The 24,907-nt window shown below is 69.7% G+C and carries 23 protein-coding genes and 1 pseudogene; 17 read left to right on the top strand and 7 right to left on the bottom strand.

The window, feature by feature from the left end; genetic code table 11:
• The first annotated feature begins 117 nt into the window (after positions 1 to 117).
• From QBL21_RS03145 to QBL21_RS03125, 5 genes are all read left to right on the top strand, one after another.
• A complete protein-coding gene (locus tag QBL21_RS03145) occupies positions 118 to 612 on the top strand; it encodes a PLD nuclease N-terminal domain-containing protein (RefSeq protein WP_407560430.1) in 495 nt (164 codons plus the stop codon).
• A gap of 71 nt (positions 613 to 683) precedes the next feature.
• Positions 684 to 1,115, top strand: a complete 432-nt coding sequence (locus tag QBL21_RS03140) for a PLD nuclease N-terminal domain-containing protein (RefSeq protein ID WP_407560429.1) — start codon at positions 684 to 686, stop codon at positions 1,113 to 1,115.
• Positions 1,116 to 1,366: 251 nt separating this feature from the next.
• Complete coding sequence (locus QBL21_RS03135; RefSeq protein ID WP_407560428.1) at positions 1,367 to 2,704, top strand: NAD(P)/FAD-dependent oxidoreductase; 1,338 nt, start codon at positions 1,367 to 1,369, stop codon at positions 2,702 to 2,704.
• A 41-nt stretch (positions 2,705 to 2,745) separates the two neighbouring features.
• Positions 2,746 to 3,777 (top strand): RNA polymerase sigma-70 factor, encoded by a 1,032-nt coding sequence (locus QBL21_RS03130; RefSeq protein ID WP_407560427.1) that lies wholly within the window; start codon positions 2,746 to 2,748, stop codon positions 3,775 to 3,777.
• Between the two features lie 154 nt (positions 3,778 to 3,931).
• Positions 3,932 to 4,699 carry an alternative oxidase gene (locus QBL21_RS03125; protein WP_407560425.1) on the top strand — a complete coding sequence of 256 codons (768 nt, stop codon included), beginning with the start codon at positions 3,932 to 3,934 and terminating at the stop codon, positions 4,697 to 4,699.
• On the opposite strand, the gene QBL21_RS03120 is transcribed toward QBL21_RS03125, so the two are convergent.
• On the bottom strand, positions 4,680 to 5,087 hold the full coding sequence (locus tag QBL21_RS03120; RefSeq protein ID WP_407560424.1) for a VOC family protein: 408 nt from the start codon (positions 5,085 to 5,087) through the stop codon (positions 4,680 to 4,682). The two genes, QBL21_RS03125 and QBL21_RS03120, sit on opposite strands and share 20 nt — an antisense overlap.
• 158 nt (positions 5,088 to 5,245) lie before the next feature.
• Between QBL21_RS03120 and QBL21_RS03115 the strand changes: the two genes are divergently transcribed.
• Together QBL21_RS03115 and QBL21_RS03110 are read left to right on the top strand one after the other, a co-directional pair.
• Positions 5,246 to 5,662, top strand: a complete 417-nt coding sequence (locus tag QBL21_RS03115; RefSeq protein ID WP_407560423.1) for a hypothetical protein — start codon at positions 5,246 to 5,248, stop codon at positions 5,660 to 5,662.
• Positions 5,659 to 6,069 carry a MerR family transcriptional regulator gene (locus tag QBL21_RS03110; RefSeq protein WP_407560421.1) on the top strand — a complete coding sequence of 137 codons (411 nt, stop codon included), beginning with the start codon at positions 5,659 to 5,661 and terminating at the stop codon, positions 6,067 to 6,069. The genes QBL21_RS03115 and QBL21_RS03110 overlap by 4 nt, the downstream gene beginning before the upstream one ends.
• A gap of 19 nt (positions 6,070 to 6,088) precedes the next feature.
• Here the strand turns inward: QBL21_RS03110 and QBL21_RS03105 are convergent, their stop codons facing one another.
• From QBL21_RS03105 to QBL21_RS03095, 3 genes are all read right to left on the bottom strand, one after another.
• Complete coding sequence (locus QBL21_RS03105; protein WP_407560419.1) at positions 6,089 to 6,295, bottom strand: hypothetical protein; 207 nt, start codon at positions 6,293 to 6,295, stop codon at positions 6,089 to 6,091.
• Positions 6,296 to 6,301: 6 nt separating this feature from the next.
• Positions 6,302 to 7,084: a DUF5995 family protein gene (locus tag QBL21_RS03100; protein ID WP_407560418.1), complete on the bottom strand. Its 783-nt coding sequence runs from the start codon at positions 7,082 to 7,084 to the stop codon at positions 6,302 to 6,304.
• Positions 7,085 to 7,170: 86 nt separating this feature from the next.
• The gene (locus QBL21_RS03095; RefSeq protein WP_407560417.1) at positions 7,171 to 8,004 is read right to left on the bottom strand and encodes an SDR family NAD(P)-dependent oxidoreductase; all 834 of its coding nucleotides are present in this window, start codon (positions 8,002 to 8,004) and stop codon (positions 7,171 to 7,173) included.
• A 74-nt stretch (positions 8,005 to 8,078) separates the two neighbouring features.
• Between QBL21_RS03095 and QBL21_RS03090 the strand changes: the two genes are divergently transcribed.
• From QBL21_RS03090 to QBL21_RS03070, 5 genes are all read left to right on the top strand, one after another.
• Positions 8,079 to 8,501, top strand: coding sequence for a winged helix-turn-helix transcriptional regulator (locus QBL21_RS03090; RefSeq protein WP_407560416.1), 423 nt, complete (start codon positions 8,079 to 8,081; stop codon positions 8,499 to 8,501).
• A gap of 445 nt (positions 8,502 to 8,946) precedes the next feature.
• Positions 8,947 to 9,651 carry a hypothetical protein gene (locus QBL21_RS03085; protein WP_407560415.1) on the top strand — a complete coding sequence of 235 codons (705 nt, stop codon included), beginning with the start codon at positions 8,947 to 8,949 and terminating at the stop codon, positions 9,649 to 9,651.
• Between the two features lie 413 nt (positions 9,652 to 10,064).
• Positions 10,065 to 10,508, top strand: coding sequence for a hypothetical protein (locus QBL21_RS03080; RefSeq protein ID WP_407560414.1), 444 nt, complete (start codon positions 10,065 to 10,067; stop codon positions 10,506 to 10,508).
• Between the two features lie 556 nt (positions 10,509 to 11,064).
• Positions 11,065 to 16,302, top strand: coding sequence for a caspase family protein (locus QBL21_RS03075; protein ID WP_407560413.1), 5,238 nt, complete (start codon positions 11,065 to 11,067; stop codon positions 16,300 to 16,302).
• Positions 16,299 to 17,162, top strand: coding sequence for a hypothetical protein (locus QBL21_RS03070; RefSeq protein ID WP_407560412.1), 864 nt, complete (start codon positions 16,299 to 16,301; stop codon positions 17,160 to 17,162). The genes QBL21_RS03075 and QBL21_RS03070 overlap by 4 nt, the downstream gene beginning before the upstream one ends.
• Before the next feature lie 24 nt (positions 17,163 to 17,186).
• Here QBL21_RS03070 and QBL21_RS03065 read toward each other — a convergent pair.
• Positions 17,187 to 17,515 (bottom strand): annotated as a pseudogene (locus QBL21_RS03065) (HNH endonuclease); the annotation flags it as partial.
• Positions 17,516 to 17,580: 65 nt separating this feature from the next.
• Entirely contained in the window at positions 17,581 to 18,921 is a 1,341-nt protein-coding gene (locus QBL21_RS03060; RefSeq protein WP_407560411.1) for a hypothetical protein, read from the bottom strand.
• Positions 18,922 to 19,044: 123 nt separating this feature from the next.
• Between QBL21_RS03060 and QBL21_RS03055 the strand changes: the two genes are divergently transcribed.
• Both QBL21_RS03055 and QBL21_RS03050 read left to right on the top strand, forming a co-directional pair.
• The gene (locus QBL21_RS03055) at positions 19,045 to 19,545 is read left to right on the top strand and encodes a recombinase family protein (RefSeq protein ID WP_407560410.1); all 501 of its coding nucleotides are present in this window, start codon (positions 19,045 to 19,047) and stop codon (positions 19,543 to 19,545) included.
• A 248-nt stretch (positions 19,546 to 19,793) separates the two neighbouring features.
• Positions 19,794 to 20,984: a methyltransferase domain-containing protein gene (locus QBL21_RS03050; RefSeq protein ID WP_407560409.1), complete on the top strand. Its 1,191-nt coding sequence runs from the start codon at positions 19,794 to 19,796 to the stop codon at positions 20,982 to 20,984.
• Between the two features lie 367 nt (positions 20,985 to 21,351).
• Here QBL21_RS03050 and QBL21_RS03045 read toward each other — a convergent pair whose 3' ends face one another.
• Complete coding sequence (locus QBL21_RS03045; protein ID WP_407560408.1) at positions 21,352 to 21,912, bottom strand: hypothetical protein; 561 nt, start codon at positions 21,910 to 21,912, stop codon at positions 21,352 to 21,354.
• A gap of 126 nt (positions 21,913 to 22,038) precedes the next feature.
• Here QBL21_RS03045 and hemL point away from each other — a divergent pair, with 126 nt between their 5' ends.
• The 3 genes from hemL to QBL21_RS03030 all read left to right on the top strand — a co-directional run bounded on the left by hemL (position 22,039) and on the right by QBL21_RS03030 (position 24,904).
• Positions 22,039 to 23,391: a glutamate-1-semialdehyde 2,1-aminomutase gene (gene hemL / locus QBL21_RS03040; RefSeq protein WP_407560407.1), complete on the top strand. Its 1,353-nt coding sequence runs from the start codon at positions 22,039 to 22,041 to the stop codon at positions 23,389 to 23,391.
• An 11-nt stretch (positions 23,392 to 23,402) separates the two neighbouring features.
• Entirely contained in the window at positions 23,403 to 24,122 is a 720-nt protein-coding gene (locus QBL21_RS03035; RefSeq protein WP_407560406.1) for a histidine phosphatase family protein, read from the top strand.
• A gap of 179 nt (positions 24,123 to 24,301) precedes the next feature.
• Positions 24,302 to 24,904, top strand: coding sequence for a TlpA family protein disulfide reductase (locus tag QBL21_RS03030; protein WP_407560405.1), 603 nt, complete (start codon positions 24,302 to 24,304; stop codon positions 24,902 to 24,904).
• The last annotated feature ends 3 nt before the right edge of the window (positions 24,905 to 24,907 follow it).

Raw genomic sequence — 24,907 nt, 5'->3', positions numbered from 1 at the left:
GGGGTGTCCGTGCCACGGACTACCCTGGACGGACCGCGGGGTCCGTACGGGAGCCGCACCGAACCCGGCGCGCAGCACCGCAGCACCGCCGCACCACCGCACGTCGAAGGGCCGCACATGCTCAGGTATCTGCCGTTTCTGCTGGTCCTGGCGGTGTGGATCTATGCGTTCATCGACTGCCTGAACACCCCGGAGAAGGAAGTACGGAACCTGCCCAAGCTGGTCTGGGTGGCGATCATCGTGCTCTTCGGCTCGGTGCTCTTCGGCCCGCTGGCGTGGTTCGTCGGCGGCCGGCCGCGCGGGCGGCCGGTGATCGCCGGCGGCGAGGCGGGCGCGGGCGGCGGCGGGCGGCGGCCGGGGCGGGGCCGGTGGGTGGCGCCGGACGACAACCCGGACTTCCTGCGCTCACTGGAGGAGGGCCGGCGGAAGGAAGAGCGGCAGCAGCGGCGGGAGCAGTCGGAGGAGCGGGAGCAGCCGGAGGAGTCGCGCGAAGAGCCCCGCAAAGAGTCCCGCGAGCAGCGGCACGAGGAGCGGCTGAAGGACGAGCGCGGCCGGGAGCGGGACGAGGAAGGCCCGGAAGGGCGCCAGGGGCCCGACGAGGACCGGCGCTGAGACGTTAACCTGACGCGGAGACGCAGTGGGGGGCCATGGCGTAGGCCCGCGACATTCAGGGGGTTTGCCGCGTGCTCCGCTACCTGCCGTTCATGATCTTCCTCGGCCTGGTGATCTACGCGCTGATCGACTGCGCGACCACGAAGAAGGAGGACGCCAAGCACCTCCCCAAGTTCGTGTGGATCCTGCTCATCGTGTTGTTCCCGCTGCTGGGTTCGATCGGCTGGCTGCTCGCGGGCAGGAACCGCCGCAGGTCCGCAGCGGGCGGGAGCGGGGGCAGGGGCCTGGGCTTGGGCGGGGGCACCGGCCGGGAGCGGCGCTCGACGTGGGTGGCACCGGACGACAACCCGGAGTTCCTGAAGAAGCTGGGCGACGAGAACGCGAAGGACCCCGGGGACGAGAGCGGCGGGGACGGGAAAGCCGACGGGAACGGCAAGGTCGACGGGGACGAAGGCGGCGACGGCAAGCGGGACGGCGAGGGGGACGGCGACCCGCGCAAGTGATGCCCCACCGCCTCGGCACCCGCCTCCGGTGATGCCGGAAGGCGCCTGCGTACGACCCGTACGGATGCCCGCGTACGACCCCCGTACCGTGCCCGCGTACGGCCGCCGCGTGCGACCCGCCTGAGAGCACCCCGCCGCCCGCCCGAGCCGCGTGACGCGGCTCACATCCGCCGCTGTCACGTACCGCCCCGGTCGCCTGTCCCATGGTCGCTCCCGCACCCCGCGGGAGCCGCAGACCACCGGAGGCAGCCATGCACACCCACCCCCGCGGCCACCGCATCGTCGTCGTAGGCGCCGGCTACACCGGCATGTTCGCCGCCGTGCGCACCGCACGCCGCACCCGCCGCCTCGGCGCCCGGATCACGCTCGTGAACCCCTCGCCGCGGTTCACCGAGCGGCTGCGCATGCACCAGGTCGCCGCCGGCCAGCGGCTCGCCGACCACCGCATCGCGGATCTGCTCGCCGGCACCGGCGTCGAGTTCGTGCAGGGCCGCGCCGTCGCGATCGACCCGCGGGCGCGGCGGGTGACCGTCGAACGGACCGCCCCCGGCGGGCGCGACGACGGGCCGGCGGAGCGGCCGGGCGCCACCGAGATTCCGTACGACACCCTCGTCTACGCCCTCGGCAGCCGCACCGACACCACCCGCGTCCCAGGCGTGGACGAGCACGCGGTGACCCTCGACGACCCGCGCGCCGTCCACGAGTTCGGCACCCGCCTCGCCGCACTGGCCGCCGCCGGGGGCCGGGTCACCGTCAGCGGCGGCGGTCTGACCGGCGTCGAGGCCGCGGCCGAACTCGCGGAGAGCCACTCGGGTCTTGAGGTCACGCTCCTCAGCCGCGGCGTGCCCGGCTCGATGATGGGCGACCGGGCGCGCGCGTATCTGGACCGCACGCTGGCGCGCCTGGGCGTGACCGTACGCTCCGGGGTCGACGTCGCGAAGGTGCTGCCCGGCGCCGTCGAGCTGGCCGGCGGCGAGCGGGTCCCGTCCGACCTGACGCTGTGGACCGCGGGCGTTCGGGTGTCCGGCCTCGCGGCCCGCGCCGGGATCGAGACGGACGCGCGCGGGCTGGTCGTGGTGGACGACCGGCTGCGGTCGGTGTCGCACCCGGAGGTGTACGCGGTCGGGGACGCGGCGGCCGTACGGCAGGCGTGGGGGCAGGTGCACGGCACGTGCCAGAGCGGGCTGCCGACGGCGCAGCACGTCGCGGACGCGGTCGCGCGGACGCTGCGGGGGCGGGCGGTGAAGCGGTTCCGGTTCGGCTACTTCCACCAGCCGGTGAGCCTGGGGCGGCGGGACGCGGTGATCCAGTTCACGTACGCGGACGACGCGCCGCGGCGGGTGTGGCTGCGGGGGCGGTGGGCGGTGCGTTACAAGGAGTTGGTGAGCGCCAGCCCGGTGGTGATGTACCGGCTGAGCAGGCGGATGAACGTGAGCTCGGTGCTGTCGCGGGGCGGGCGGGCCACGCGGCGGGCGGGGGCGGTCTCGGTGGCTGGGCCGGTGCCGGTGCCGGTGTCGGGATCCGTGGCGGGCGGTGCGTCGCGGGGCGCGTACGGCGGCGGGCGGGGGGCGGCGGTGGGAGAGCGGTGAGGGGCGTTGCCGCGCGGCCGGGGCGTTGGGAGCATGGGGCGATGATCGAGAAGGAGCGGCCGGCGGGGGACGTACCCCCGCCGGAGACCACACCTCCACCGGAAGCCACAATCGCGCCGGAAGCCACAGCTCCCCCGGCCGGCATCCCCTCCCCCGACGACACACCCCCGCCGGCCGGCGCCCCCTCCCCCGGCGAACCGCCCCCCGGCGACCCCTTCGCCGACCACCGCCGCCTCCTCTTCGGCACCGCCTACCGCCTCCTCGGCAGCGTCGCCGACACCGAGGACGTGCTCCAGGACGCCTGGCTCGCCTGGCACCGGACCGACCGCGCCGCCGTCCGCAACCCCCGCGCGTACCTCGTCCGCACCGTCACCAACCTCTCCCTCAACCGCCTCACCTCCGCCCGCGCCACCCGCGAGCGCTACGTCGGCCCCTGGCTCCCCGAGCCGCTGCTCACCTCGCCCGACGTCGCCGAGGACGCCGAGCTGGCGGACACCGTCTCGACCGCGATGCTCGTGGTGCTGGAGACGCTGTCGCCCGTCGAACGCGCGGTGTTCGTGCTCCGCGAGGCGTTCGGCTTCTCGCACGCCGAGATCGCCGGGTTCCTCGACCGCCCCGAGCCGACCGTCCGCCAGATCGCCCGCCGCGCCCGCGCGCACGTGGACGCCCGCCGCCCCCGCTTCGACGCCGACGCCGACCGCCGTACGGAGGTCACCACCCGCTTCCTGGCCGCCGCCGCGGGCGGCGACCTCAACGCCGTCATGGAGCTGCTCGCCCCCGACGTCACCGCCTGGACCGACGGCGGCGGCGTGGTCAGCGCGGCCCGCCGCCCGCTGCACGGCCCGGACCACGTGGCCCGCTGGGTGCTGGGCGTGCTGCGCAAGCCCATCTCCGCGGGCGTACGGCTGCGCCCCGCGACGGTCAACGGCGAGCCGGGGATCCTCATCGACCAGGGCGGCACGGTCATCGGTTCGCTGTCGTACGACCTGACCGCCGGCCTCGTACGCCACCTGCACATCCAGCTCAACCCCGCCAAGCTCCGCGGGCTGCAAGCCCCTACGCCCGAAGGATGAGCGAAGTGCCCCGCGGGCGGCGGGAGTAGCAGGCGGGGGGCGTTGGGCGTCGCCCCGGGGCGTACGGAAACGGCATCTCGCCGGCGGACGCGCGGGGGCCGTTAGTCCGCGGATCATCGAGTCAGTCGAGACCCGCGAGACGGACGGAAGAACCATGCTGACCACCGCAGAGCCCGCCGCCACCGCCGCCAGCACCGCGACCACCGGCACCACCGCGACCACCCACGGCTGCCCGCCGAAGCTGACCGCCGCCGAACTGCACGCCGCCCAGCGCGAGACGCTGGCGGCGCCGCGGCTGCGCTACGGGCTGCCGGCCCGGGTGCTCTTCAAGCAGATGGACCTCGTCTACGGGCGCGAGCGCACCCTGGTGAAGTTCGCGATGCTGGAGTTCATCGCCCGCGTCCCGTACCAGGCGTGGGAGCGCATGGGCTACCACGCGCTGTCGCGCGTCCGGCACCGCTCCACGCTCGCGAAGCGCGTACACGGGCGCATCGAGGAGACCCGCGCCGAGCAGGACAACGAGCAGTGGCACCTGCTGATCCTCCAGGACCTGATCCAGCGCGCCGGGCAGCGGCAGACGTTCGTGCTGCACCGGCTGGCTCCGTGGCTCGTGGCGTTCGTCTACTACCACGTGTCCTGGGTGCTGTTCCTCGTGAAACCGGAGTGGAGCTACCGCCTCAACGCGGACTTCGAGGACCACGCCGAGCACGAGTACATGTCCTACGTCGCCGACCACCCCGAGCTGGAGCACGAGCCGGACCCCGGGACGTACGCGGCGGAGTACGGCCGCCACGCCACGGTCGCGGACCTGCTCCGCCAGATCGGCCACGACGAGCGCATCCACAAACTCGACAGCCTGATCCACATGCGGGCCCCCCGCTTCCAGGACCCGCCGGCCGACGTCAGAACTGCTGGGCGTTGATCATCCAGAGGTGGCCGTCCGGGTCCGCGAACGTACCGACGTAGCCCCAGGGCTGCGCGCCGGGCTCCGCGACGACCTCCGCACCCGCCGCGCGGGCCCGGGCCACCAGGTCGTCCACCGCGGCCTCGGTCTCCACGACGACGCTGAGGACGCACTCGCTGTGGCCGCGGGGGGCGACCTCGTGGTCGCCGGTGATCCAGCCGAAGCCGCCGGTGGGGACCAGCATGATCCGCAGCCCGTCGTCGACGGCGAACTGGAGCGGCTCCGGCACGCCGTCCTCGGCGGGCTCGCCGATCGCCTCCAGGCCCAGGCCGTCGCCGTAGAAGCGGTAGGCCGTGGGGCGGTCCGCGGTCGGCAGGGCGACGGTGACGGGGGCGGCGAGCTTCATGGGGTCCTCCTCGGATCGGTTCCCGTGCCCTCTGTAGACCCGGGCGGCACCGCGGACTCATCGGTCGGGCGTCCGGAGGGCTTGCAACCGGTACCCGGGTACAGGTTTACCGTCGAGGGTGTCCCCGCCCGCGGGGACGCGACGAGAGAGTGAGCGCGATGGGTGACCTTGCGTGGGTGCCGCGGTCCTGCACGCTGCCGACCGCGGAGCGGCCGCTGCGGGTCGCCGAGTGGGACGCGCTGTTCGCGGACGGGCCGGTGACGCTGTCCCGGCCGGAGCCGCTGCGGCTGCGGCTGCTGTTGGGTCCGGCGGAGGGGCCGGGGCCGGGGCCGGGGGCAGGTCCGGGGCCGGGGTCGGGGCCGGCGGAGCGGGTGCGGGAGCTGGCGGAGCGGGAGAGCGCCTGCTGCTCCTTCTTCACCTTCACCACGGGCGTCACGACCGGCCGCGACGGGGCCGGGGACGGGGACGGGGGCCGCACAGCCGACGACCTCTGGCTGGAGATCACCGTGGACCAGCCGCACGAAGCGGTCCTGGACGCCCTCGCCGCGCGGATCGCCGCCGCGGCGGAGCGGTGAGCGGGGCCCTGCGCAGCGGCCAGGTCGCGGCGGCGGCCGGCGTGAACGTACCGACGCTGCGCTACTACGAACGCCGCGGCCTGCTGCCACCGCCCGGCCGCAGCAACGGCGGGCACCGGCTGTACGACGAGGACGCGGTCACCGCCCTCCGCGTGATCAAGGCCGCCCAGCGGCTCGGGTTCACCCTGGAGGAGGTCGCCGAGCTGCTGGAGGCCGGCCGCCACCGGCACGGCCGGCCGGTCGCGGGGCTCGGGGACCGCGCGGCGGCGAAGCTCGCGGAGGTCGACGCGAAGATCGCGGACCTCACCACGATACGTACGACGCTCGCCGCCGCGGTGGAAGCGGGCTGCGACGACCTCACCACCTGCGCCACCCACCCCCGCTGCCCCCTCCCCTTCACCCCCTGACAAACCCGTGCGGCGACGCTCACGCGCTCCGGACGCAGGTGGCAACCGCCCCCGGCAGGCCGGCGAAGTCGGCTTTCCGCGGGCCGAGGTTCAGGAGGCTGGACAGCCTGATGGTCTTCTGGACCCGGCACCGCTCGTCCAGCACCCGGGTGGGCCGGCCGTCGGCCCGTATCGGCTCGTCGCCGCCGCGGCGGGCGGTCTCCCCCGGACCGAGGTCACCGCTCATCGGCACTCACCTCGCCTCCCGCCCGGCGGCCGGTTGCTCCATGGCCCTGTCCAGATGGGCGATGACCGCCGGTACGTCGTCGCTCTCGGTGCTGCGGATCAGTTGCAGCGCCGGCTGGACGAGGCCGCCCGGGCGGGCGATGAGGCGGGCGAGTACGGCGGCGCGGACGTCGAGCCGTTCGATCGTGGCCGCGCGCTGCTCCTCGTTCTGGCCGGCGAGCAGGACGGCGTTGTGCCACGCCTCCGCCCGGGACTGGCGGACCGAGAAGTCGAGGATCTGCTCGTCCGTACGGGCCCCGATCCGGTCCAGCAGCGACAGCAGTGGCGACAGTTCGCCGACCGAGTCCTCCACCGCCAGCACCACCCGCGCGAGGATGTCGTTGATCAGGAGGAAGTCGCCGCGGAGCGACCGGATGTCCTCGCCCGGGGAGGTCCGCGCGGCGGCGATGGCCAGGTCGAGGTTGATGTGCGCGTTCACCCCGAGGATCAGGTGCTGCACGATGACGGTGTCGTCGTCGTCCAGCAGCCCGAACGTCTCGCGCCAGCAGCGGGGCCCGCCGCGGTCGCGGCGCCAGGCGTCGTACGCGTCGAAGTAGCGGTTGCCGAAGAGCGTGTCGAAGCGGTCCATCCGGGCCCCGTCCTCGAACTGCCCGCCGTGGATGGCCCTTCGGACCTCGACGGTCACCTGCCGGTACAGCGCCGCGAAGTACCCGACCCGGTCCCCGTCCCGCCCGGCCTGCCGCACGATCGCGGCCAGCCCGTCCACCACCTCGTCGATGTTCTCGGCCACACCCGACTCCCTCACCCGGTCCGCTGGTTCACCCGCACCGTCCTACCACCGCCCTCCGGGGAGGGGGCCCGAGCCGGCCCCGGCCGTCAGCGGAGCGACCGGAGCAGGTCCTCGGTGTACGCGGCCAGCCGCTCGGCGTCGTCCGGGCGGAGGGTCTTGAGGGACGGGTCGAGTCGCTTGCCCCGGTCGACGGCCGTGTGCGGATCAGGCGGCGGGTGGTCGATCCAGTCCACGACCGGACGGACGGACTCGGCCACAGGGCGCGCGAAGAACCGGGCGAGGAGCTTGAGGGCGCCGCGGACCAGGGGGATGTCGTGGCTGTCGGTGCCGCTGCGGGTGAAGCCGGGGTGGTAGGCGACGTAGCGCGCCTTGGTCGCGGCGCCGCCCGCGAAGGCGACGCCGAGCAGGTCGTTGGCCCGGCCGGCCTGGAGCTGGGCGCGCACGGGACCGTAGCGCCGGGTCAACTGGGGGTCGTCCCAGTGGATGCTGCCCGCGGTGGTGCCGACGCCGGCGACGTTGACGACGACGGGCGCGGGGGCGGCGTCGAGGAGCGGGCGGAGGCGGTGGCTGAGCAGGTAGCGGCTGAGGTAGTAGAGGGCGAAGGTGAACTCCAGGCCCTCGGCCGTCTCCTTCCGCCGTCGGCTGACGCGGTTGGCGAAGAGCGCCAGCGCGTCGACCGCCTCGTACTCCGCGGCGACGTCGGCGACGACCCGTTCCACCTCGGCGATCGAGGACAGGTCGGCTCGTACGAACCGCAGGCGCGGATCGGCGGCCTGACCGAGCAGGGCGCGCCCCTTCTCCTCGCTGCTGCCGATGACGGTGACGCGGTCGCCGCGCGCGAACCGTTCCAGGGCGACCGCACGGCCCATGCCGTCGGTACCACCGCTGATGACCACGGTCTTCTGTTCTGGGCCCGGCACGGCGTCCTCCGTAGGATCGGCATCGACCGCCCCATCGTGAACCGCAGCTCCCCAGGCCGAAAGAAGGCAGTTTGATGTCCGGTACGCACACGGATGTGCCCTCGGTACTCGCCTACGAACTGCCCTGCCCAGTGCCGGCCGACGAGTTCGCCGCGTGCCCGGTCGGGGAGATGTTCCGGCGCGTGGGCGACAAGTGGAGCCTGCTGCTGGTGATCCTGCTCGGCGCCCGGCCACACCGGTACAACGAACTGCACCGCGCCGTCGAAGGCATCAGCCAGCGCATGCTGACGCGCACGCTACGGTCCCTGGAATCCGACGGCCTGGTACACCGCGAGGTACACCCCACGGTGCCGCCCAGCGTGGAATACAGCCTGACCCCGCTGGGCCGAAGCCTGCTGCACCCGGTATCGGCCCTGGCCGACTGGGCAGTACAACACGAGGCGGAGATCACCAGGGCCCGAACCCACCACACACCGGCGACCGACACCACGCCCTGAGCCGCCCACAAACGATGGAGTCAGGGCCACACCAGGCAGTACGGCTGGTGTCCGGCCTCGTGGAGGCGGTCGGCGAACTCCTGCCATTCGTGGAGCCAGTGATTACAGCGTGTCGCTGACCTGCAGCAACACCCCCGTCCAGGCGGTGACCAGCCAAGATAACCTTCAGTGGCTGAGGCTGATCATCGACACTTCGGCCCTCATGTGGCCTGGTAAGGCGCAGAGCCGGGCGAACCACCTTGCCGCAGACGCCGGTCTCTCGAGCAGGGTGAACTCAACGCAGCCTGCGACGCCTGGTCTCCGGCGACGGCGCCAACGGTGAAGTGAACCTGCTGGGCAAAGATCAGCGCCGGATGCCCCTAAGACACCTACGGAGGGATTGCACTCGTGATCCGTCTCAAGCTGTCAACCGGGCCTCGTCGGTGCCCTCTCATATGATGTTCCGATGAGCATGGATCAATGGTCGTTTCTTGTAGCGATCTTGGCTCTCTTGGTTGCAGCCTGGGCTATCAAGTACGCCCGGTCCCAAGCGAAGTCAGCCGAGGCGCAGCTTGAGGTTGCTCGCCGGGTACACCGGGAGCAAAACGAGCCGTACGTGATCGTGGACATCCGGCCAGATGAGCCGGGATCCTTCGCACTGGCTCTCGTCATCGAGAATGTAGGCCCCACCATGGCCCGTAATGTGAAGATCAACACGACTCCCAGCCTGACATCCTCACTGGGAGAGGACGTAAGCCTTGCACTGCAGCGCGTACTTTCCCAGACCATCCCCATGATTCCCCCCGGGCGTAGGTTGGTATACCTCTTCGACATTGGCAAGCGGTTCGATTCAGGATTGCCAATGGCGTTCGAATTCATTGTCCGCAGTGAAGGCCCAATGGGACCGGTAGAGGAGTTGCGGTACACGGTTGACCTCGGCGTGCTCAGCGAGGCACTGATTGGGCGACGCCCAACGAAGGGTATGGAGAAACACCTTGACAAGATTGGAAAGAGCCTCAAAGAGTTCACCCGTCATTTTATGGAGGCCAACGACCAGGCCATCGCGGCAACGCACACGCGAAGGTTCGAGGCGTACCAGCGGCGACTCTCTGAAGCCCAGCCACAGGGCTCAGACGAGGAGGCTGGCAGCACCGCTTCGTCGTGGGATTGAATGCACAAGGGGCTATGATCGAACGCCGCGACCCTGGGAAGCACGCTCACTGACCTCAAGCGCGGGTGCAGGCTGTTCCGCCTAGCGATCTCAGGGCTGCGGTCGCCCCACAACCCCGCCTATCATGCTACTTGGCTCGGCTCGCCCGCCGATGCGGCCCGCATCCTGGAACCTGCCTGCTCACACGCCGTGCTCACACGCGCTCTCCGGATATCGTCCTCGTCGGCGCCCGCGCTGGTGAGGACGAGCTTCGCGGCTGTGGGCAAGTTGTCGCACGATGGTCCCGAGTGTCTTCCCCGGCGGTCGCCTGCAAGCCTCCCGTCCGCGCAGCGCAGGTTTTCCATGCCCGGCAAATCACCACGCGGGCCTCTCGTTCACCTGACAGCGTCCGCTTGGTTTGCGATGCTTGAGTCGTGGAGGACGGATCAACCGAGGAGACTAAGAGCGTGCGGCACGAGTCAGCACGTCAAGTCGACCGCGCCGACAGTGCCACCGGCGAGAGTCGCGTGTTTCAGGCCAGTCGTGATGTCTTGCTGCACATTGGTGTTGCGATGACGGCGGCTCCGTTCCTGCAAGCCGTGGCCGCCCACTTCGGCAATAAGCTCGCCGGTTCGATCGATGAGTCGACGCGCCGTGCGGCGCGTCGCTTTCTGCGACGTGAACACCGCCGGCTGGAAGACGTGGCACCAACCAGCCGACGCGCTATCGACCTCACCACGGAAGACGGCTGGGCCTTGACAATCGATGTTTGCATCCCAGCGGAAGCGCTGGGACAACTGCTCGCACTTCAGGACGTCCCATCGCCCGTTTTCGATCCGATCCCGCCCCCTCGGCTGGTCTGGAGAGAGTCCGTGTAGCAGGTGACGGGCGCGCGAGACGGGGCCATCATTGATCACGTCTGGGACGCAGAAGCGAGACGCTGGAACTAGCCTCCGAGCGCTGTCCGCGCTTTGAATCTTGGGGACCCTGCCGGCGACGCGGTCCTAGCTGTGGGGAGCAGCCGGTCGCTGATCTGCTGGACGGTACCGGCGGGTGCCGCGATGACTACGTCGACTTGGCTGTTCACCTGGTGTGCTTCGGACAGACTTGGACAAACGAATGCAACCAGAACTGTAACGTAGCGGGGCGCCGGTTAGCTGGCTGGGCACGGTGCATCTGGAAGGCCCCATCCGATGATGAGAGCAGGTCGGGCCGGACGGTGACGCTGTCGCAGTAGGGTTTCAGCGGAACGGTGGACACACCAGCGAAACCTCGGAGGGGGGCAGTGCCACCAGCGCCATGGCTGGCACCTCGCCATCACCCGCGCCAGGCCCGTCGTCATCCACCTGTCCTCCCGCTTCCTGGGCACAGCACTCGGTCAATTTCGCTACAGTCTTCGAGCAGGCTCAGGACTCGGAGTAGTGGGGCGGTCGGGTGGGGCGGCGTTTCTTCATTGCGCTGGGGAGCAATCGGTACTGTCATCTACCGGAGGACGAACAGCTGCGTTCTGTCCCGTCCGACATCCGGACGACGACCGATCTGTTCGATTCGTTCGGGTACCAGACGGTGCTGCAGGGCCTCGGGGAGTACGACGGGGCCGAGCAGATACGCCAAAAGTTGCGGTTCTGGTCGATAGACGCGCGCCTCACCAGTGACGATGTTGTGGTCGTGTACTTCGCTGGCCACGGTTCCGTGGAGGAGCGTGACCGGCACTACCTGCTCTGCTGGGATTCAGATGCCGAGGATCTCGCGACCACGGCCCTGGCCACAGAGGACCTAGTGCGCATCCTGTGCCGCGGCACCCTGCGGCACCTGCTGCTGATCCTCGACACCTGTGCCGGCAGCGCAGGAAGCGCCGAAGCCGCTTCGGTCGCTCTCCAGTCGATCGCACATCACAACGCGGGTACCGCCAGCTCCACAGGTCTGTGGTTCCTGGCGTCTGCCCGCCGCAAGGACGTCGCCGAGGACGGCGCGTTCGCGGATGCATTGAACAAGGCTGTTGCGACGACAACGGGGCGCACTGGACAGCGGCAGCAGTACCTTGACCTCACCGAACTGGTGAAGGCGGTCAATGAATGCTTCGAAGCGGACGGGCGGAGTCAGCGTGCCGAGCTGACCAGCAGTCTGGTCACCGGGCTGGCTCCCTTCCTGCCCAACTCCGGGTACCGGGAAGAGCTTCCACCCATCGGCACCGATCTTGAGGTGCAGCGCCGGGTGGCCGAACGGGATCTTACTGAACACTTCGGACCACGCTCGCGTGGTGTTGAGTTCGAATCGGAACAGGGCCTGTACTTCAGCGGACGAGTGCGCGTGCTTTCCGAGTTGGTGGCATGGCTGACGGCGAAAGACGGCGATGGCAGGGGACGGGTCGTCACAGGAAGCCCGGGTTGCGGAAAGTCGGCGGTTCTAGGCCGAATTGTCGCCCTGTCGAACAGTTGGTATCGCGCACGGCTTGACCTGATAGGTGTCAATGCTGCGACCGTGGTGCCCGAAGGCTGTGTATCAGTGGCCGTACACGCGCGTCACAAGCGGCTTGAGGAGGTAGTAGAGCGTATCGCCACGGCCATCGGCATTCAGGCAGATGGTTCGGCTGCCCTGCTCCAAGAGCTGACCAGGCGAGGGCAGCAAGGGCCGCCCTTGGTCATCGTCGTGGACGCCGTGGACGAGGCCGGGTCGGACACTGCGGCGGACGCGGGCGGCCACGGTGAACCGCGCCGCATCACCCGGGAATTGCTGCGCCCGATGTCGGAGATCCAGGGCGTTCGGTTGCTCGTGGGGACTCGGCACGAGCTAGTGGCGTCCCTCGGCCCAACCTTCTCCTGCATGGACCTGGACCGACCCGGGTACCGAGCGGACGAGGATGACGTCGCCGAGTACGTCAGCCGGGTGCTGCTCGCCGTCGAGGAGCCGAATGTCCGCACTCCATATCGCAGCCAGCCCAACCTCGCCGGGGCGGTCGCGCGGGGGGTCGCCGAGAAGGCCGCGGGCGTCTATCTGTACGCCAGGACCACGGCCCGCACCCTGCGGTCAGACCGAGTCGCTGTGGATGTATGCCGTCCGGGTTGGGCTGAGGTGCTGCCGAGCGAAGTGGGTGAGGCGTTCGACGACTACCTGGCACGATTTGGCCCTGACGAACCACGGGTGCGCCGCATGCTGCTCGCCCTGGCATTCTCAGAGGGAAAAGGACTGCCACGAGGCCGTGTCTGGACAGCTCTGAGCTCGACGATCTCCGGTCTTGCCTGCACCGAAGAGGACGTTGCCTGGGCTCTGGACATCGCCGAGGCATATATCGCTGAAGTCATCGACGACGACCGACGTTCGGCATACCGGCTTTATCATAAAGCCCTGGCCGAGCATTTGCGTGCAACCGCCGATAGCACGCCCGAAGAGATCCAGCAGTCGGTCGTGGAAGCACTTGAGTCTTTGGTTCCCACCTCCCCGGACGGTCAGTCCGACTGGTTCGCGGCTGTCCCGTACGTACGACAACATTTGCCAACACACGCCGCCGCAGCCGGCCAGCTCTCCCGACTCGTCGAGGACCCGGGGTTCCTATTGGCGAGCGAACCGCTCTCCCTCCTGAGGGCATTCGCGTCGATCGAGGGCGAGGACCCAAGACGCATCCGCGGCTCGTACGAGCAGGTGGCGCATCGGCTGACGCCCGATCGCCCACTGGGGGATCGGGCCGCAGACCTCCAGCTCTCGGCTCGGCGTTGCGAGGCAGACCGATTGGCAGACCGAATCGGGAAGCTCGGTGTCTCGCTTCCTTGGTCGGCAAGTTGGGCATGGTGGTCGATGAGCGGAGTGCACCGGTTACTGAGCGGCCACACCAAAGGTATCGGCTGCGTGGCCGTCGGAGACCTCGACGGACGTCCCATCGCGGTGACCGGGAGCGTAGACGGAACGGCCCGAGTGTGGGATCTGGCGTCGCAGCGGCAGATCGGTGACCCGCTCCCGGTGGGAATCGCAGTGAGCGCCGTTGCCATCGGCGAGCTGGGGGATTACACGGTGGCGCTCACAGGTGTTGTGGACGGCACGGTCCGGATCTGGGATCTCTCGGCAGGCCAGGAGTACGGCGAACCGCTGACCGGGCACACCAATCGGGTTGGGAGAATTGTGGTCGGTGCCGTCGGTGGTCACCCCGTGGTATTGACGGCGAGCGCGGACGGTACAGCCCGTATCTGGGACCTCGTCGCAAGAAAACAGCTCGGCAGCGATCTTAGCGCGCACAAGCGCACCGTTCGGGACGTCGATTTGGGCTATCTGGACGGACGCCCAATCGCACTAACGGGGGGCGACGACAAAGCCGTCTACGTCTGGGACTTGGAAGAATTACTTGACGGCGGCGACGCGCACCTCGCGGGCAGTCCGCTCATCGGCCCGGCGGACGCGATCGCCACAGTATGCGTGGCCCAACTGGATGGCCGCACTGTGGCGCTGGTCGGAGACGACGCGGGCATGCTCAGCCGGTGGGACCTCGAAGACCGCCGCCAAATTGGCGAACAGGTCTCCGCACACGTCCACTTTGGGAGAAAGGGAGTTGCGTCCGCGGTCGTAGGAGAATTCAACGGCCGTCCCGTGGCACTCACCTGCGGTCGTCTCGAAGCGCGGTTATGGGATCTACGCACGCTCCAACAATTGGGGCACGCCCTACGTGGCCACGTAGGGGATATCTCGGCGGCTGCTCTAACCGATCGCGGTGACGCCTCCCTGGCCGTAACGGTCAGCGCGGACCGAACGGCCCGCATCTGGGACTTGGCCACGGATCAACCGGAAGAAGGACACAGCCGGCCTGTTTGTGCCGCGGCATTCGACGAGATTCAAGGTCGTCCCCTGATGGTCACGGGCGGAGAGGAGGGCACAGCCCGACTGTGGGACCTGCGAACCCATGAGCAGGTCGGCGCTCCCATGGAGGGACACGCCGGTCACTTGCCTGCCGTTGCCCTCGGCATCGTCCGCGGGCAGGCGGTGGTAGCCACGGGGGGATCCGACACCACGGTGCGGCTGTGGGATCCGTTCCGTGGAGCGGCGCTGGGGCCTGCCCTTGTTGGGCACACTAACGCGGTGCGCTGCGTGGCGTTCGGCGAACTGGACGGCGACCCAATCGTGATCAGTGGTAGCGAGGACGGCACGGTCCGGATCTGGGACTGCCTTTCATCAGAGCCCATCGGCCCACCGATAGTGGGTCACATCGGCGGCGTCCATCACCTCGCAGCACGGCGAGCGGGACAGGGAATGGACATTGTCCTTGCGACATCGCTGGATCACGCATATCTGTGGCGGTTGAGCGGTCGGGGAGAACCGCGGCCGGATCGGCCGCAAGCACATTTCAACGTCGAAGACTTGACGCGTTCCGCCCGGGCTGTCGGAGTGGCGTTCCACGAAACACGTCCGGTGGTCCTGTCCACATTTGAGGGTAACAACGTATATGTGCACGATGTGGTGAGCCGGTCCGCAGTGGCCGGGCCCTTCCTCGGTCACACCGGGTACGTCATGGTGGGGGCTGTCGGCCCGGCTGGTCGAAGAGTGGTCGTTGCAACCATGAGCTACGACGACACCGTGCGGCTGTGGGATCTGCAGACATCTGCACCGTTCGGGCCGCCGGTGGAGGTGTACACCAGGCAAGGCCCGATCCTCCCGCGTGCCGCCCCAGTGTTTGGGCAAGTCGACGGCGTGCCGGTCATGTCGATCGTCGGTTCACGGGATGTGCGCATCTGGGATCTGACCACCATGCGGCCCCTTGGCGAGCCGCTCTCCGGAGTGGATCACAACCTCCTGTCGGCCAGCATTCTCCGGACTACGGAGGGCAAGGAAGTCGTCGTCACGGGGAGCACCGACGGCGTCCTTCGCACGCATGATTTGGGTGACGGGCGCCAGGTGGCGGCCCACATCACCTCCGGCGAACCATTGACCGCCGATATGGCAACTGCCCGTCTGGACAACGACACGGTCGTAGTACGCAGCACCTGGCAGGGGTCGGCTGTCCTCAGTTTGGAGTCTCGGCGGCATCTCGGCAAGCGGGCGGGTAGGTCATCGCGATCTTGTTTGCACGTCATGGACGGCATCGCAGTCGTGGTCTCGGTCGGGGGTGATTTCGCACTCCACGCCTGGGACCTAAACACACAGGCGCCTGTTTGCCCGCCGATGACCGGTCACACTGCCGAAGTGATGACAGTTCGGGCAGGGATGTTCGGCAATCGTCACCTCGCAGCGAGTGCTTCTGCTGACGGGACGGTCCGGCGCTGGGACTTGGGCACGGGGGAGCCGCTCGGCGAGCCTCTAGGTGGCCACGAGATGGGCGCGTTCGGCCTGGAGGTAGCGCGCCTGGACCATGACGTGCTGATTTCCGGCGCAGGCGACGGACGCCTCCGTATCTGGGGCCTGGCGGATGGATACGACAGCGGTGTGGAACTAGATCCCTTCTCCGCCGCTGTCCATGCGATCTGCTTCGCGGAGGTTGGCGGCAACTCCACCCTGATCGCAGGGGATCGTTACGGCCTGCTGCGCGTTTGGGATACGAACTCGCCAGACTGGACAACCGAACTCGACATTGGCAGCGCAATCAACAGCATCGCAGCGGATAGTGATGGACGGGTGTGCGTGGCTACAGGCATGGGAATGGTCACCCTGCAACTCCACCTGGCCAGCCGCGCCAAGCTGCAGGATTTCTCGTGACACGGATCGTTCTTGTCCACGGCATCGCGCAGGAGTTCAAAGGGCCAGAGACTCTGCTCGCCGACTGGTATCCGGCGCTGAGTGACGGCCTTGCTTTGGCGGGCTCCCGTGTGGCACGCCACGAGGTCTCCATGGCCTTCTACGGCGATGTCTTTCGCCCCTCCGGGCATCGCGGTGTGGGCGTCCCGGAGTGGGACGCCTCCGATATCCATGATGGCTTGGAACATGAACTGCTGCTGCAGTGGTGGGAGTCGGCCGCCAACGCGGAGGCTGGGGTTGCCAGCCCTAATGCTCGGGCGCGAGTACGAAGCCCACGCCTCGTCAAGCAGGCGCTTAACGCGCTCAGTCAATCCTCGTTCTTCGCCGGGCTCAGCGAACGACTGATGATCTCCAGTACACGGCAGGTGCGTCGTTACTTCACGGAGCCTGAAATCCGAAAGGCGGTTCAGAGCCGAGTCACTCGGCAAGTGTCAGAAGACACCCAGGTGGTCGTCGCCCATTCGCTGGGCAGTGTCGTTGCGTACGAGGCGCTGTGCGCCGGTCCTGATTTGCCAAACATGACGCTGGTGACGCTGGGCTCACCATTGGCCGTTCGCAATCTGGTCTTCGAACGCCTTCTTCCCCGGCCCAGAGAAGGTTACGGCCGCTGGCCGGCGCCAGTGAAAAGCTGGACCAACATCGCCGATCGAGGCGACATCGTCGCCCTGGTAAGAGAACTAGCGCCTTTGTTTGGGGAGCGCATTCGTGATATTTCAATTCATAATGGCGCCAAGGCCCATGACGTGGGCCCCTACCTCACAGCTCAAGAGACAGGCCAGGCGATTGCCACGGCATTGAGAGGGGGCGGAGCAGATGGCTGACCGGCCCGCTCTCCTGGTCAGTAAAAGCTTGTGGTGCAGCGCGCACATGCACAGCCCGTTCTCGATCTCGTCAAGTCCGCCGAACGACCACCAACGCAGGTGAGCGGCCTCCAGCCCAACCAGGACCGCGCCGATCCTGCCGTCGTATCCGCAGAAGGCACACCGATACTCGTAGACGGTCAACACCAGTTCACGCATCCGCAGGTCACGCGGCTTGCGTACCACCGGGGATTGCTCCGTCTCCGCCGGCTTCAGCCCCAGGCCGACGGCCTACTACAGTTCCCTGTACAGGAAGGGCGGGAAGGGCAGGTTAAGCAGCAAACGCACTACTTGCCGAGCAAGCCCGGTTCACGTGACCCGCCGGCGCCGCCGGGGCGCCAAATCAAAGATTCGCCTCATGCCCCGGCGCCTGGGAGAGTCACGCCTTCAGGGCTGCGACCTGGTCGGCTGCGTGGGTGAGTTGCCGGACGGCTCGTACGGTCGCGTGGGGGCGGAGCTTGCGGCGCATTGCGGCGAAGTGCTCGTCGCCGCGGGCGGTCGACAACTGCTCGTAGTGCTCCAGGAAGTGGGTCCAGCTCTCGCATGCGGCTTCGAGGTGTCCGTACGCCAACTGCCTCTCGGCGAGCAGGGCGTAGGAGTGCACGCGGCCCTGTCGTTCCTGGGGGTGCTGGATGCGGATGGAGTGTTGCAGCGCTCGGATGCTTCCGGGGTAGTCCTTGATCTCCCACAGCACGTGCGCTTGGTGGAAGAGCCATGCGGTCCGGTCGTACCCGCCGATCGACTCCCGGCGCTCGTCGGCCTGGGACAGTGCGGAGTCTGCCTCGTCGAGTCGTCGTGTCGCCTGTGCGCGGTCGCCGGTCATGGACGCGGCGTGGGCCTGCATGCCGCGTAGGAAGGCCCGCAGCCTCGGGCCACCCCCGCGGGCGGCGGCCTCGGCCGCGGAGTCGGCCAGTTGCAGGGCCTTCGGGCCGTAGCCGAGGTGGGCGGCTTGCAGGGACATCCCGCGCAGCGTGCGGCAGTACGTGACGTAGTCCTCGGCCTCGCCCGCCAGGTGCAGGGCCTTGACGTAGTACCGCTGCCCGAGGGCCTGCTGGCGTTCGTACATCGCCATCCACCCGGTCAGGTACACCAGGTCCGAGGCGGCAGCGAGCAGGTCCTTCTTCACCGCGGGGGTGGCGTCCGCGCGCAGCCAGGGCCCAACGGTGTTGACCAGGAACGCGGCTGCCATGGGGCGAGCGTGTCCGCCGCCCAGCTCGTCGAGGATGTCGGCGATGCGGTTGGTCATCGTGCGTATGGTCGTGACCTCTCCCGCACCGATCCGCCCTGTCGGGCGGGTTGCCGGCCGCTCGGCGCGCTCCTTCTCGGGCACCAGATCGGCGAAAAGGGGTACGGCCAGCGCGGCCGAGTAGACCCCGGAGGCCAGCATGCGACGCCGGGACGGGTCCATGTCGGCACGCGAGGTGTCCATCAGGTCCTCGATCATGTCGCCGTCCTGATCCGGCGGTCGTGCGAAACCGGTCTCGGCGTAGGTCACCGGGCGCCCGAGGCGCCGCGCGAACGCCTCCACGACGAGCGGGCGGACCTGCTCCACGGGCTGCGTGCCGGCCACCCAATGGGACACCGCGGAGTGGTCGTACTTGAGCGTCAAACCTGCTTCCGCACCCAGCCGGTTGACCCGGTTGGCAAGCTGCGATCTGGACCACTTGGCCTCGTCGAGTAAGGCGGCCAGACCGTCATTGGGGATGCGCTTCGTCGCCATCTCAGCCTCCCGACAGAGTGGTGGCGTTCACAGCTTTCACGGTTCCCCGGCCGTTCCACGGTACCGCCGCAGCGTGATCGGCGGTTGTCTCTGCGTCAGACCCGATTCCCCGAAGGAGGTCCCGTGTCGGCACAGCCAGTGGGCCCGGACCAGCGCGCTACGACGCAGGACACCCGCGACGCCGGGGTCCTCCAGGCCCCCCGAACGAGCGACACCGAGACGGCGACCGTGACCGCCTACCTCTACGACCGCACCGCGACCCGCGCCGCCGGCCCGCTCGACGAACGTCTCGCCCGCTGCCGTGCCTTCGCCGAGGCGCGCGGCTGGCTCGTGGCCGGGGCGTGGGTGGACCGGGGTGATGACGCACTGACCGTCGACCACCGGCCCGCGTGGGACGCGCTGGTGGCCGCCATGCGCCAGGACGCCGCTGCCCGGGTGGTGTGCCTGGTGGAGGAGTGGGACCGGATCGCCCGCCCGTGGAGCGCGAGCGCGTCGCTGCGTAACCGCGTCCGCAGGGCGGGCGGCGTCACGTGCACCACCCGGGGCGAGTGCGATCAGGACGAGCGCCGTGGTCGGCTGACCGTGCCGCCGTGGCTGGAGACGCCGGCCCCGCACAGCGTGTGAACTCCCTCTCCCGGCCACGACCGGGCATCGGCCGGCGCGTACATCGCGCTTGCTCGCGCCGGCCGTACGACCCATCCCTCGGCCCGCTCCCGCGGGCCCCGCACTCGCATCATCGACATGAAAGAGGTACCCACCATGGCCGACGACGGAGGACACGGCGGCAACCCCGCCCCGATCCAGCCCCCGGCGCCGCCGCCACCGCCGTCCCCGGACAGTGGTCCGTCACCTGGCAACGGAGGACACCGCAAGTGACCGACAAGAACCGGGAGGTACGGCCGGGCGGGGAGGAGTTGGGCCACGCCCTGACCGACTCACGGGAGATGACGTCCGACTGGGCCCCATCATGGCTCGCCGTCGACCGCGCACGCTTCCTGCCTGACCATATCTGGCCGCACGACCACGTCACCGGCACGATCCGCGACGCCATTTCGCGCTCCACCGACCCGAGGCTGTGGAGTCACTACGCCGACAGCAACGCGGCGATCGTCACCCAGTGGGACGACGGCGCGCACACCGGCCGCGACGCCGGTGCCGTACCGACCAGCTCGGCGTCGCAGCCATCGCTGGTGATGGCGATGCTCCGCGATCTCGAAGTCGAACCGGGCATGCGGGTGCTGGAGATCGGCACCGGCACCGGCTGGACCGCCGGCCTGCTCACGCACCGGCTGGGCAACAACAACGTCGTGACCGTCGACGTCGATGCGGACGTGGCCGACGCAGCCAGGCGACGGTTGTACGGGGCCGGACTGCGGCCCACCGTCATCGCCCGCGACGGGCTGGAAGGCGATCCGCCCGGTGCGCCGTACGACCGGATCATCGCCACCTGCGGGCTGCGCTCCATCCCCACCGCGTGGATCGAACAGGTCAAGCCGGGCGGGATCATCCTCGCCCCCTACGGCACCCACTACAGCAGCCAGGACGCCCTGGCGAAGCTGACCGTGGCCGCCGACGGCAAGTCCGCGTCCGGTGAGTTCCGGCGACCGGTGCAGTTCATGAAGGCCCGCGCTCAGCGGGACCGCTGGCCCGAGCATGCGGACTACGTGTCCGATCCGTGGCCGGCCACCGTGCGCGAGGCGAGTACCGACCTGAGTCCCGACGCCCTCGGCGGCACCGACGCCGCCTTCGTGCTCGGGCTGCTCGTGCCGGCTGCGACGCACACGGTGACCCGCCGGTCCGACGGCCGCGTAGACGCTTGGTTCTACAGCCTGGCCGAGGACGACCGCTCCTGGGCCGCGGCCTCCTGGAACAGCGAGGGCGAGCCGGGCAGGGTCTGCCAGGACGGCCGGCGCGCGCTGTGGACGGAAGTCGAGAACGGTCTCGACTGGTGGGCCGGCCAGGATCAGCCGCCCACCGACTGCTTCGGCCTGACCGTCGATGCGACCGGCGAGCACCTGGCGTGGCTGGATCGCCCGGACAACCTCGTACCCCTCATGGGGTGACCTGAGCCCTCCGTCTGCCGTCCGGCACGGGCGGACTCCTCGATCCCGGGCGCGCTCTCCCCGTCTGTGCACGGCCGGGATCGATGCCCCAGACCACCCGCCGCTGGGTCGGGGACAGCTTCGGTCCCTCGGCGGGCGACGCGCGCGTACCTCGGGCACTCCGATCCCAGCTACATGCTGCGGACGTGCACCCACCCGATGCCGCAGAGCGAGGGCCGTGCGCGTCGGCGGGCGGGGCCGTCGGGGGTGCTGGTGCGGACCTGCGCGGGGCGGGTGGGAGAGGGCACCGCCGTTGGGGGTTGCTTCGGCGGGTGCCCTCGGTGTGCCCTGGCGGGCTGGTTACCGTCTCAGCTTATGAAATCGCAGGTCAGGGCCACACCAGGCAGTACGGCTGGTGGCCCGCCTCGTGGAGGCGGTCGGCGAACTCCTGCCATTCGTGGAGCATGCGGTAGACGTCGAAGGCGTCGCGGGGGCCGCCGCGGTCGGGGACCGTGGACCAGATGAAGGCGGCGGCGCCGACTTCTTCCTCGCCGATGCCGCGGAGGGGGTCGACGACCGTCATGGGGAGGCGGACCACCGCGTAGTCGGGGTGGAGGACGACGAGTTCCAGGGGCGGGACCTTGTGGAGCGGTATGCCCTCGATGCCGGTGAGGACCATCGCGGACATCGTCTCGGGCTTCACCTTGGCGAAGAGGCCGCCCTGGCCGAGTTCGTCGCCGCCGAGTTCCTCCGGGCGCATGGAGATGGGGACGCGGGCTGCCGTCGCGCCGTCGGGCGCGCCGAAGTACTTGTACGTCACGCCGCCGGACCGGCTGTCGTTCTTGCTCACGCCCTCGCCGCCGTGGTTCACCCGGCGATGGCGTCCCGACCTGGCGCGCCGGGGCCCTCGGTCATCGGTCCCCTCGCCCAGTTCGCCACCGCGATGCATATCTCCACCCGACTGCTTTCAGATGTGCACTGCCCCCGCCGCGCAACCCGATCATCGTCTCAGCTACATCCCCAGCAGCGGGCCCGCGAAACACCCCGACGCGGGTCGCCTTGCGACTCTGAGACCATGGCTTGCGTGACTTATCCGTACCAGGCTCCAGTCTCGCAGAAGCTCTTCGACCGTGCGGCCGCCGTGACGCCCGGCGGCGTGAACTCTCCGGTGCGTGCGTTCCGCGCCGTGGGCGGTACGCCCCGGTTCATGGTGTCGGGGAAGGGTCCGTACCTGACGGATGCCGATGGTCGCGAGTACGTCGACCTCGTGTGTTCGTGGGGACCGATGATCCTCGGCCACGCGCATCCCGAGGTGACCGCGGCGGTGCAGGAGGCCGTCGCGCGCGGTACGTCGTTCGGCACCCCCGGGGTCGGCGAGGTGGCGCTCGCGGAGGAGATCGTGACCCGGGTCACCCCTGCTGAGCAGGTACGACTCGTTTCCTCGGGCACCGAGGCGACGATGTCGGCGATCCGGCTGGCGCGCGGGTTCACCGGGCGGGCGAAGGTCGTGAAGTTCGCCGGGTGCTACCACGGGCACGTGGACGCGCTGCTCGCCGCGGCCGGTTCCGGGGTCGCCACCCTCGGGCTGCCGGACACCCCGGGGGTCACCGGCGCGCAGGCCGGGGAGACGCTGGTACTGCCGTATAACGATTTGGCAGCCGTCCGCGCGGCGTTCGAAGAGCACCCCGGCGACATCGCCTGTGTGATCACCGAGGCGTCGCCCGGGAACATGGGCGCGGTGCCCCCGCTGCCCGGTTTCAACCAGGGGCTGAAGGACCTGTGCGCCGAGTACGGCGCGCTGTACGTGTCGGACGAGGTGATGACCGGCTTCCGTACCTCGAAGGCCGGCTGGTACGGCGTCGACGGCGTCACGCCGGACCTGATGACCTTCGGCAAGGTCATGGGCGGCGGCTTCCCCGCCGCCGCGTTCGGCGGCCGGGCGGACGTCATGGCGCGGCTCGCGCCCGCCGGGCCGGTGTACCAGGCGGGCACGCTCTCCGGGAACCCCGTCGCCACCGCCGCCGGCCTCGCGCAGCTCCGGCTGCTCGACGACGCGGCGTACGCGACCCTCGACGCCGTGTCGCGGCAGCTCCGGCAGCTCGTCTCGGAGGCGCTGGCCAAGGAGGGCGTGGCGCACCGGGTGCAGACGGCGAGCAACATGTTCTCCGTCTTCTTCACCGACCCCGACTCGCCCGTCACCGACTACGAGGGCGCGAAGGCGCAGCGTACGGAGCAGTTCACGGCCTTCTTCCAGGCGATGCTCGCCGAGGGCGTGTACCTGCCGCCGTCCGCCTTCGAGTGCTGGTTCGTCTCCACGGCCCTGGACGGGGACGCGGTGGAGCGGATCGCCCGCGCGCTGCCGGTCGCGGCCCGCGCCGCGGCCGAAGCCGGGGCCGAAGCCGGGGGCGGGTCGCGCGGTGGAGAGTAGGACGTTCCAAAATGGGTGACATGCGCGGTAAAGATGAAGAGAATCTCACCGTCGTGCACGTGGTACGCCACGGTGAGGTCCACAACCCCGACGGCGTTCTCTACGGCCGTAACCCCGGCTACCACCTCTCCGACCTGGGCCGGCAGATGGCCGAGCGCGTGGCCGACCACCTCGCCACGCGCGACGTCCGGCACGTCGTCGCCTCCCCGCTGGAGCGTGCGCAGGAGACCGCCGCGCCCGTCGCGAAGGCGCACGGCCTGGACGTCGGCACCGACGTCCGGCTCATCGAGGCGGCCAACGTCTTCGAGGGCAAGGCGTTCGGCGTCGGCGACGGCGCGCTGCGCCGGCCGGCGAACTGGAAGTACTTCACCAACCCCTTCCGACCGTCCTGGGGCGAGCCGTACATCGAGCAGGTCGTACGGATGATGGGTGCCGTCCAGTCCGCCCGCGAGGCCGCCCGCGGCCACGAGGCCGTCTGCGTCAGCCACCAACTGCCCATCTGGATCCTGCGCAGCTTCGCCGAGGGGCGGCGGCTGTGGCACGACCCGCGGTCGCGGCAGTGCACGCTGGCGTCGCTGACGACGTTCACGTTCGACGGCGACGACATCGTCTCCGTCGGCTACAGCGAACCCGCCCGCGACCTCGTGCCGCCGCATCTGCTCGCGGGGGTGCAGCGCAAGTTCGGCCGCGGTGCCATCCGCGGGCCCGCCGCCAACGCCCCTCGGGCGTAAGCGGCCGGGGGGCGTCCGCGGCCGGTCCTCCTGCCGTAGGCAGCACCGCCGGTCCCCTGCCGTAGGCCCGCCGGTCCCCTGCCCCTCCGCGCGGCCCCCTGAGGAGGCCCTCCCCGTCACCGCGCGGCGCTACAGGGGGGTGGAGAAGATCCCCCTCGGGCCCATGCGAAACTTTTCACATGATTTCTGCGAGGAGGCTCCACCGCCGGACCCTCGCGGCCGCCGCCGCGGTCGCCGCCGGCACACTGGCGCTGACCGCGTGCAGCGGCGATGACGCGACGTCGTCCGGCGGCAACACCCAGTTCGTCAGCGGCACCGGCCGGCTCAACGTGGTCAAGGCGAGCGAGCGCATGGCCGCCCCGGACATCTCCGGCGAGACCACCGACGGCGACGAGCTGGCGCTCGCCGACTACCGCGGCAAGGTCGTCGTCCTCAACGTGTGGGGCTCCTGGTGTGCCCCCTGCCGCGCCGAGGCGCCGAACCTGCGCAAGGTGGCCGAGGACACCGCCGACCGCGACGTGCAGTTCGTCGGCATCAACACCCGCGACCTCGACGTGGCCAACGCCCAGGCGTTCGACCGCTCCTTCGACATCGAGTACCCGAGCCTGTACGACCCGTCCGGCAAGCTGATCCTGAAGTTCCCGAAGAACAGCCTGTCGCCTCAGGCCATCCCCTCCACGCTCATCCTCGACCGGGAGGGGAAGATCGCCGTACGGGCCCTCAAGCCGCTCTCCGAGAAGGAGCTGCGCAAGGCGCTCGAACCGGTCATCGAGGAGAAGTGACGT

Source organism: Streptomyces sp. 184, from assembly GCF_045781775.1.
GTDB lineage: Bacteria > Actinomycetota > Actinomycetes > Streptomycetales > Streptomycetaceae > Streptomyces.
Note: the sequence above shows the minus strand (reverse complement) of the source record. Positions and strands in the feature narration are given on the sequence as shown.

Excerpts from the sequence above, each read along its gene's own strand:
- QBL21_RS03145 (WP_407560430.1), top strand. The coding sequence starts at position 118 with ATGCTCAGGTATCTGCCGTTTCTGCTGGTCCTGGCGGTGTGGATCTAT.
- QBL21_RS03135 (WP_407560428.1), top strand. The coding sequence starts at position 1,367 with ATGCACACCCACCCCCGCGGCCACCGCATCGTCGTCGTAGGCGCCGGC.
- QBL21_RS03130 (WP_407560427.1), top strand. The coding sequence starts at position 2,746 with ATGATCGAGAAGGAGCGGCCGGCGGGGGACGTACCCCCGCCGGAGACC.
- QBL21_RS03125 (WP_407560425.1), top strand. The coding sequence starts at position 3,932 with ATGCTGACCACCGCAGAGCCCGCCGCCACCGCCGCCAGCACCGCGACC.
- QBL21_RS03120 (WP_407560424.1), bottom strand. The coding sequence starts at position 5,087 with ATGAAGCTCGCCGCCCCCGTCACCGTCGCCCTGCCGACCGCGGACCGC.
- QBL21_RS03115 (WP_407560423.1), top strand. The coding sequence starts at position 5,246 with ATGGGTGACCTTGCGTGGGTGCCGCGGTCCTGCACGCTGCCGACCGCG.
- QBL21_RS03105 (WP_407560419.1), bottom strand. The coding sequence starts at position 6,295 with ATGAGCGGTGACCTCGGTCCGGGGGAGACCGCCCGCCGCGGCGGCGAC.
- QBL21_RS03090 (WP_407560416.1), top strand. The coding sequence starts at position 8,079 with ATGTCCGGTACGCACACGGATGTGCCCTCGGTACTCGCCTACGAACTG.
- QBL21_RS03085 (WP_407560415.1), top strand. The coding sequence starts at position 8,947 with ATGAGCATGGATCAATGGTCGTTTCTTGTAGCGATCTTGGCTCTCTTG.
- QBL21_RS03060 (WP_407560411.1), bottom strand. The coding sequence starts at position 18,921 with ATGGCGACGAAGCGCATCCCCAATGACGGTCTGGCCGCCTTACTCGAC.
- QBL21_RS03045 (WP_407560408.1), bottom strand. The coding sequence starts at position 21,912 with ATGCATCGCGGTGGCGAACTGGGCGAGGGGACCGATGACCGAGGGCCC.
- hemL (WP_407560407.1), top strand. The coding sequence starts at position 22,039 with ATGGCTTGCGTGACTTATCCGTACCAGGCTCCAGTCTCGCAGAAGCTC.
- QBL21_RS03035 (WP_407560406.1), top strand. The coding sequence starts at position 23,403 with ATGGGTGACATGCGCGGTAAAGATGAAGAGAATCTCACCGTCGTGCAC.
- QBL21_RS03030 (WP_407560405.1), top strand. The coding sequence starts at position 24,302 with ATGATTTCTGCGAGGAGGCTCCACCGCCGGACCCTCGCGGCCGCCGCC.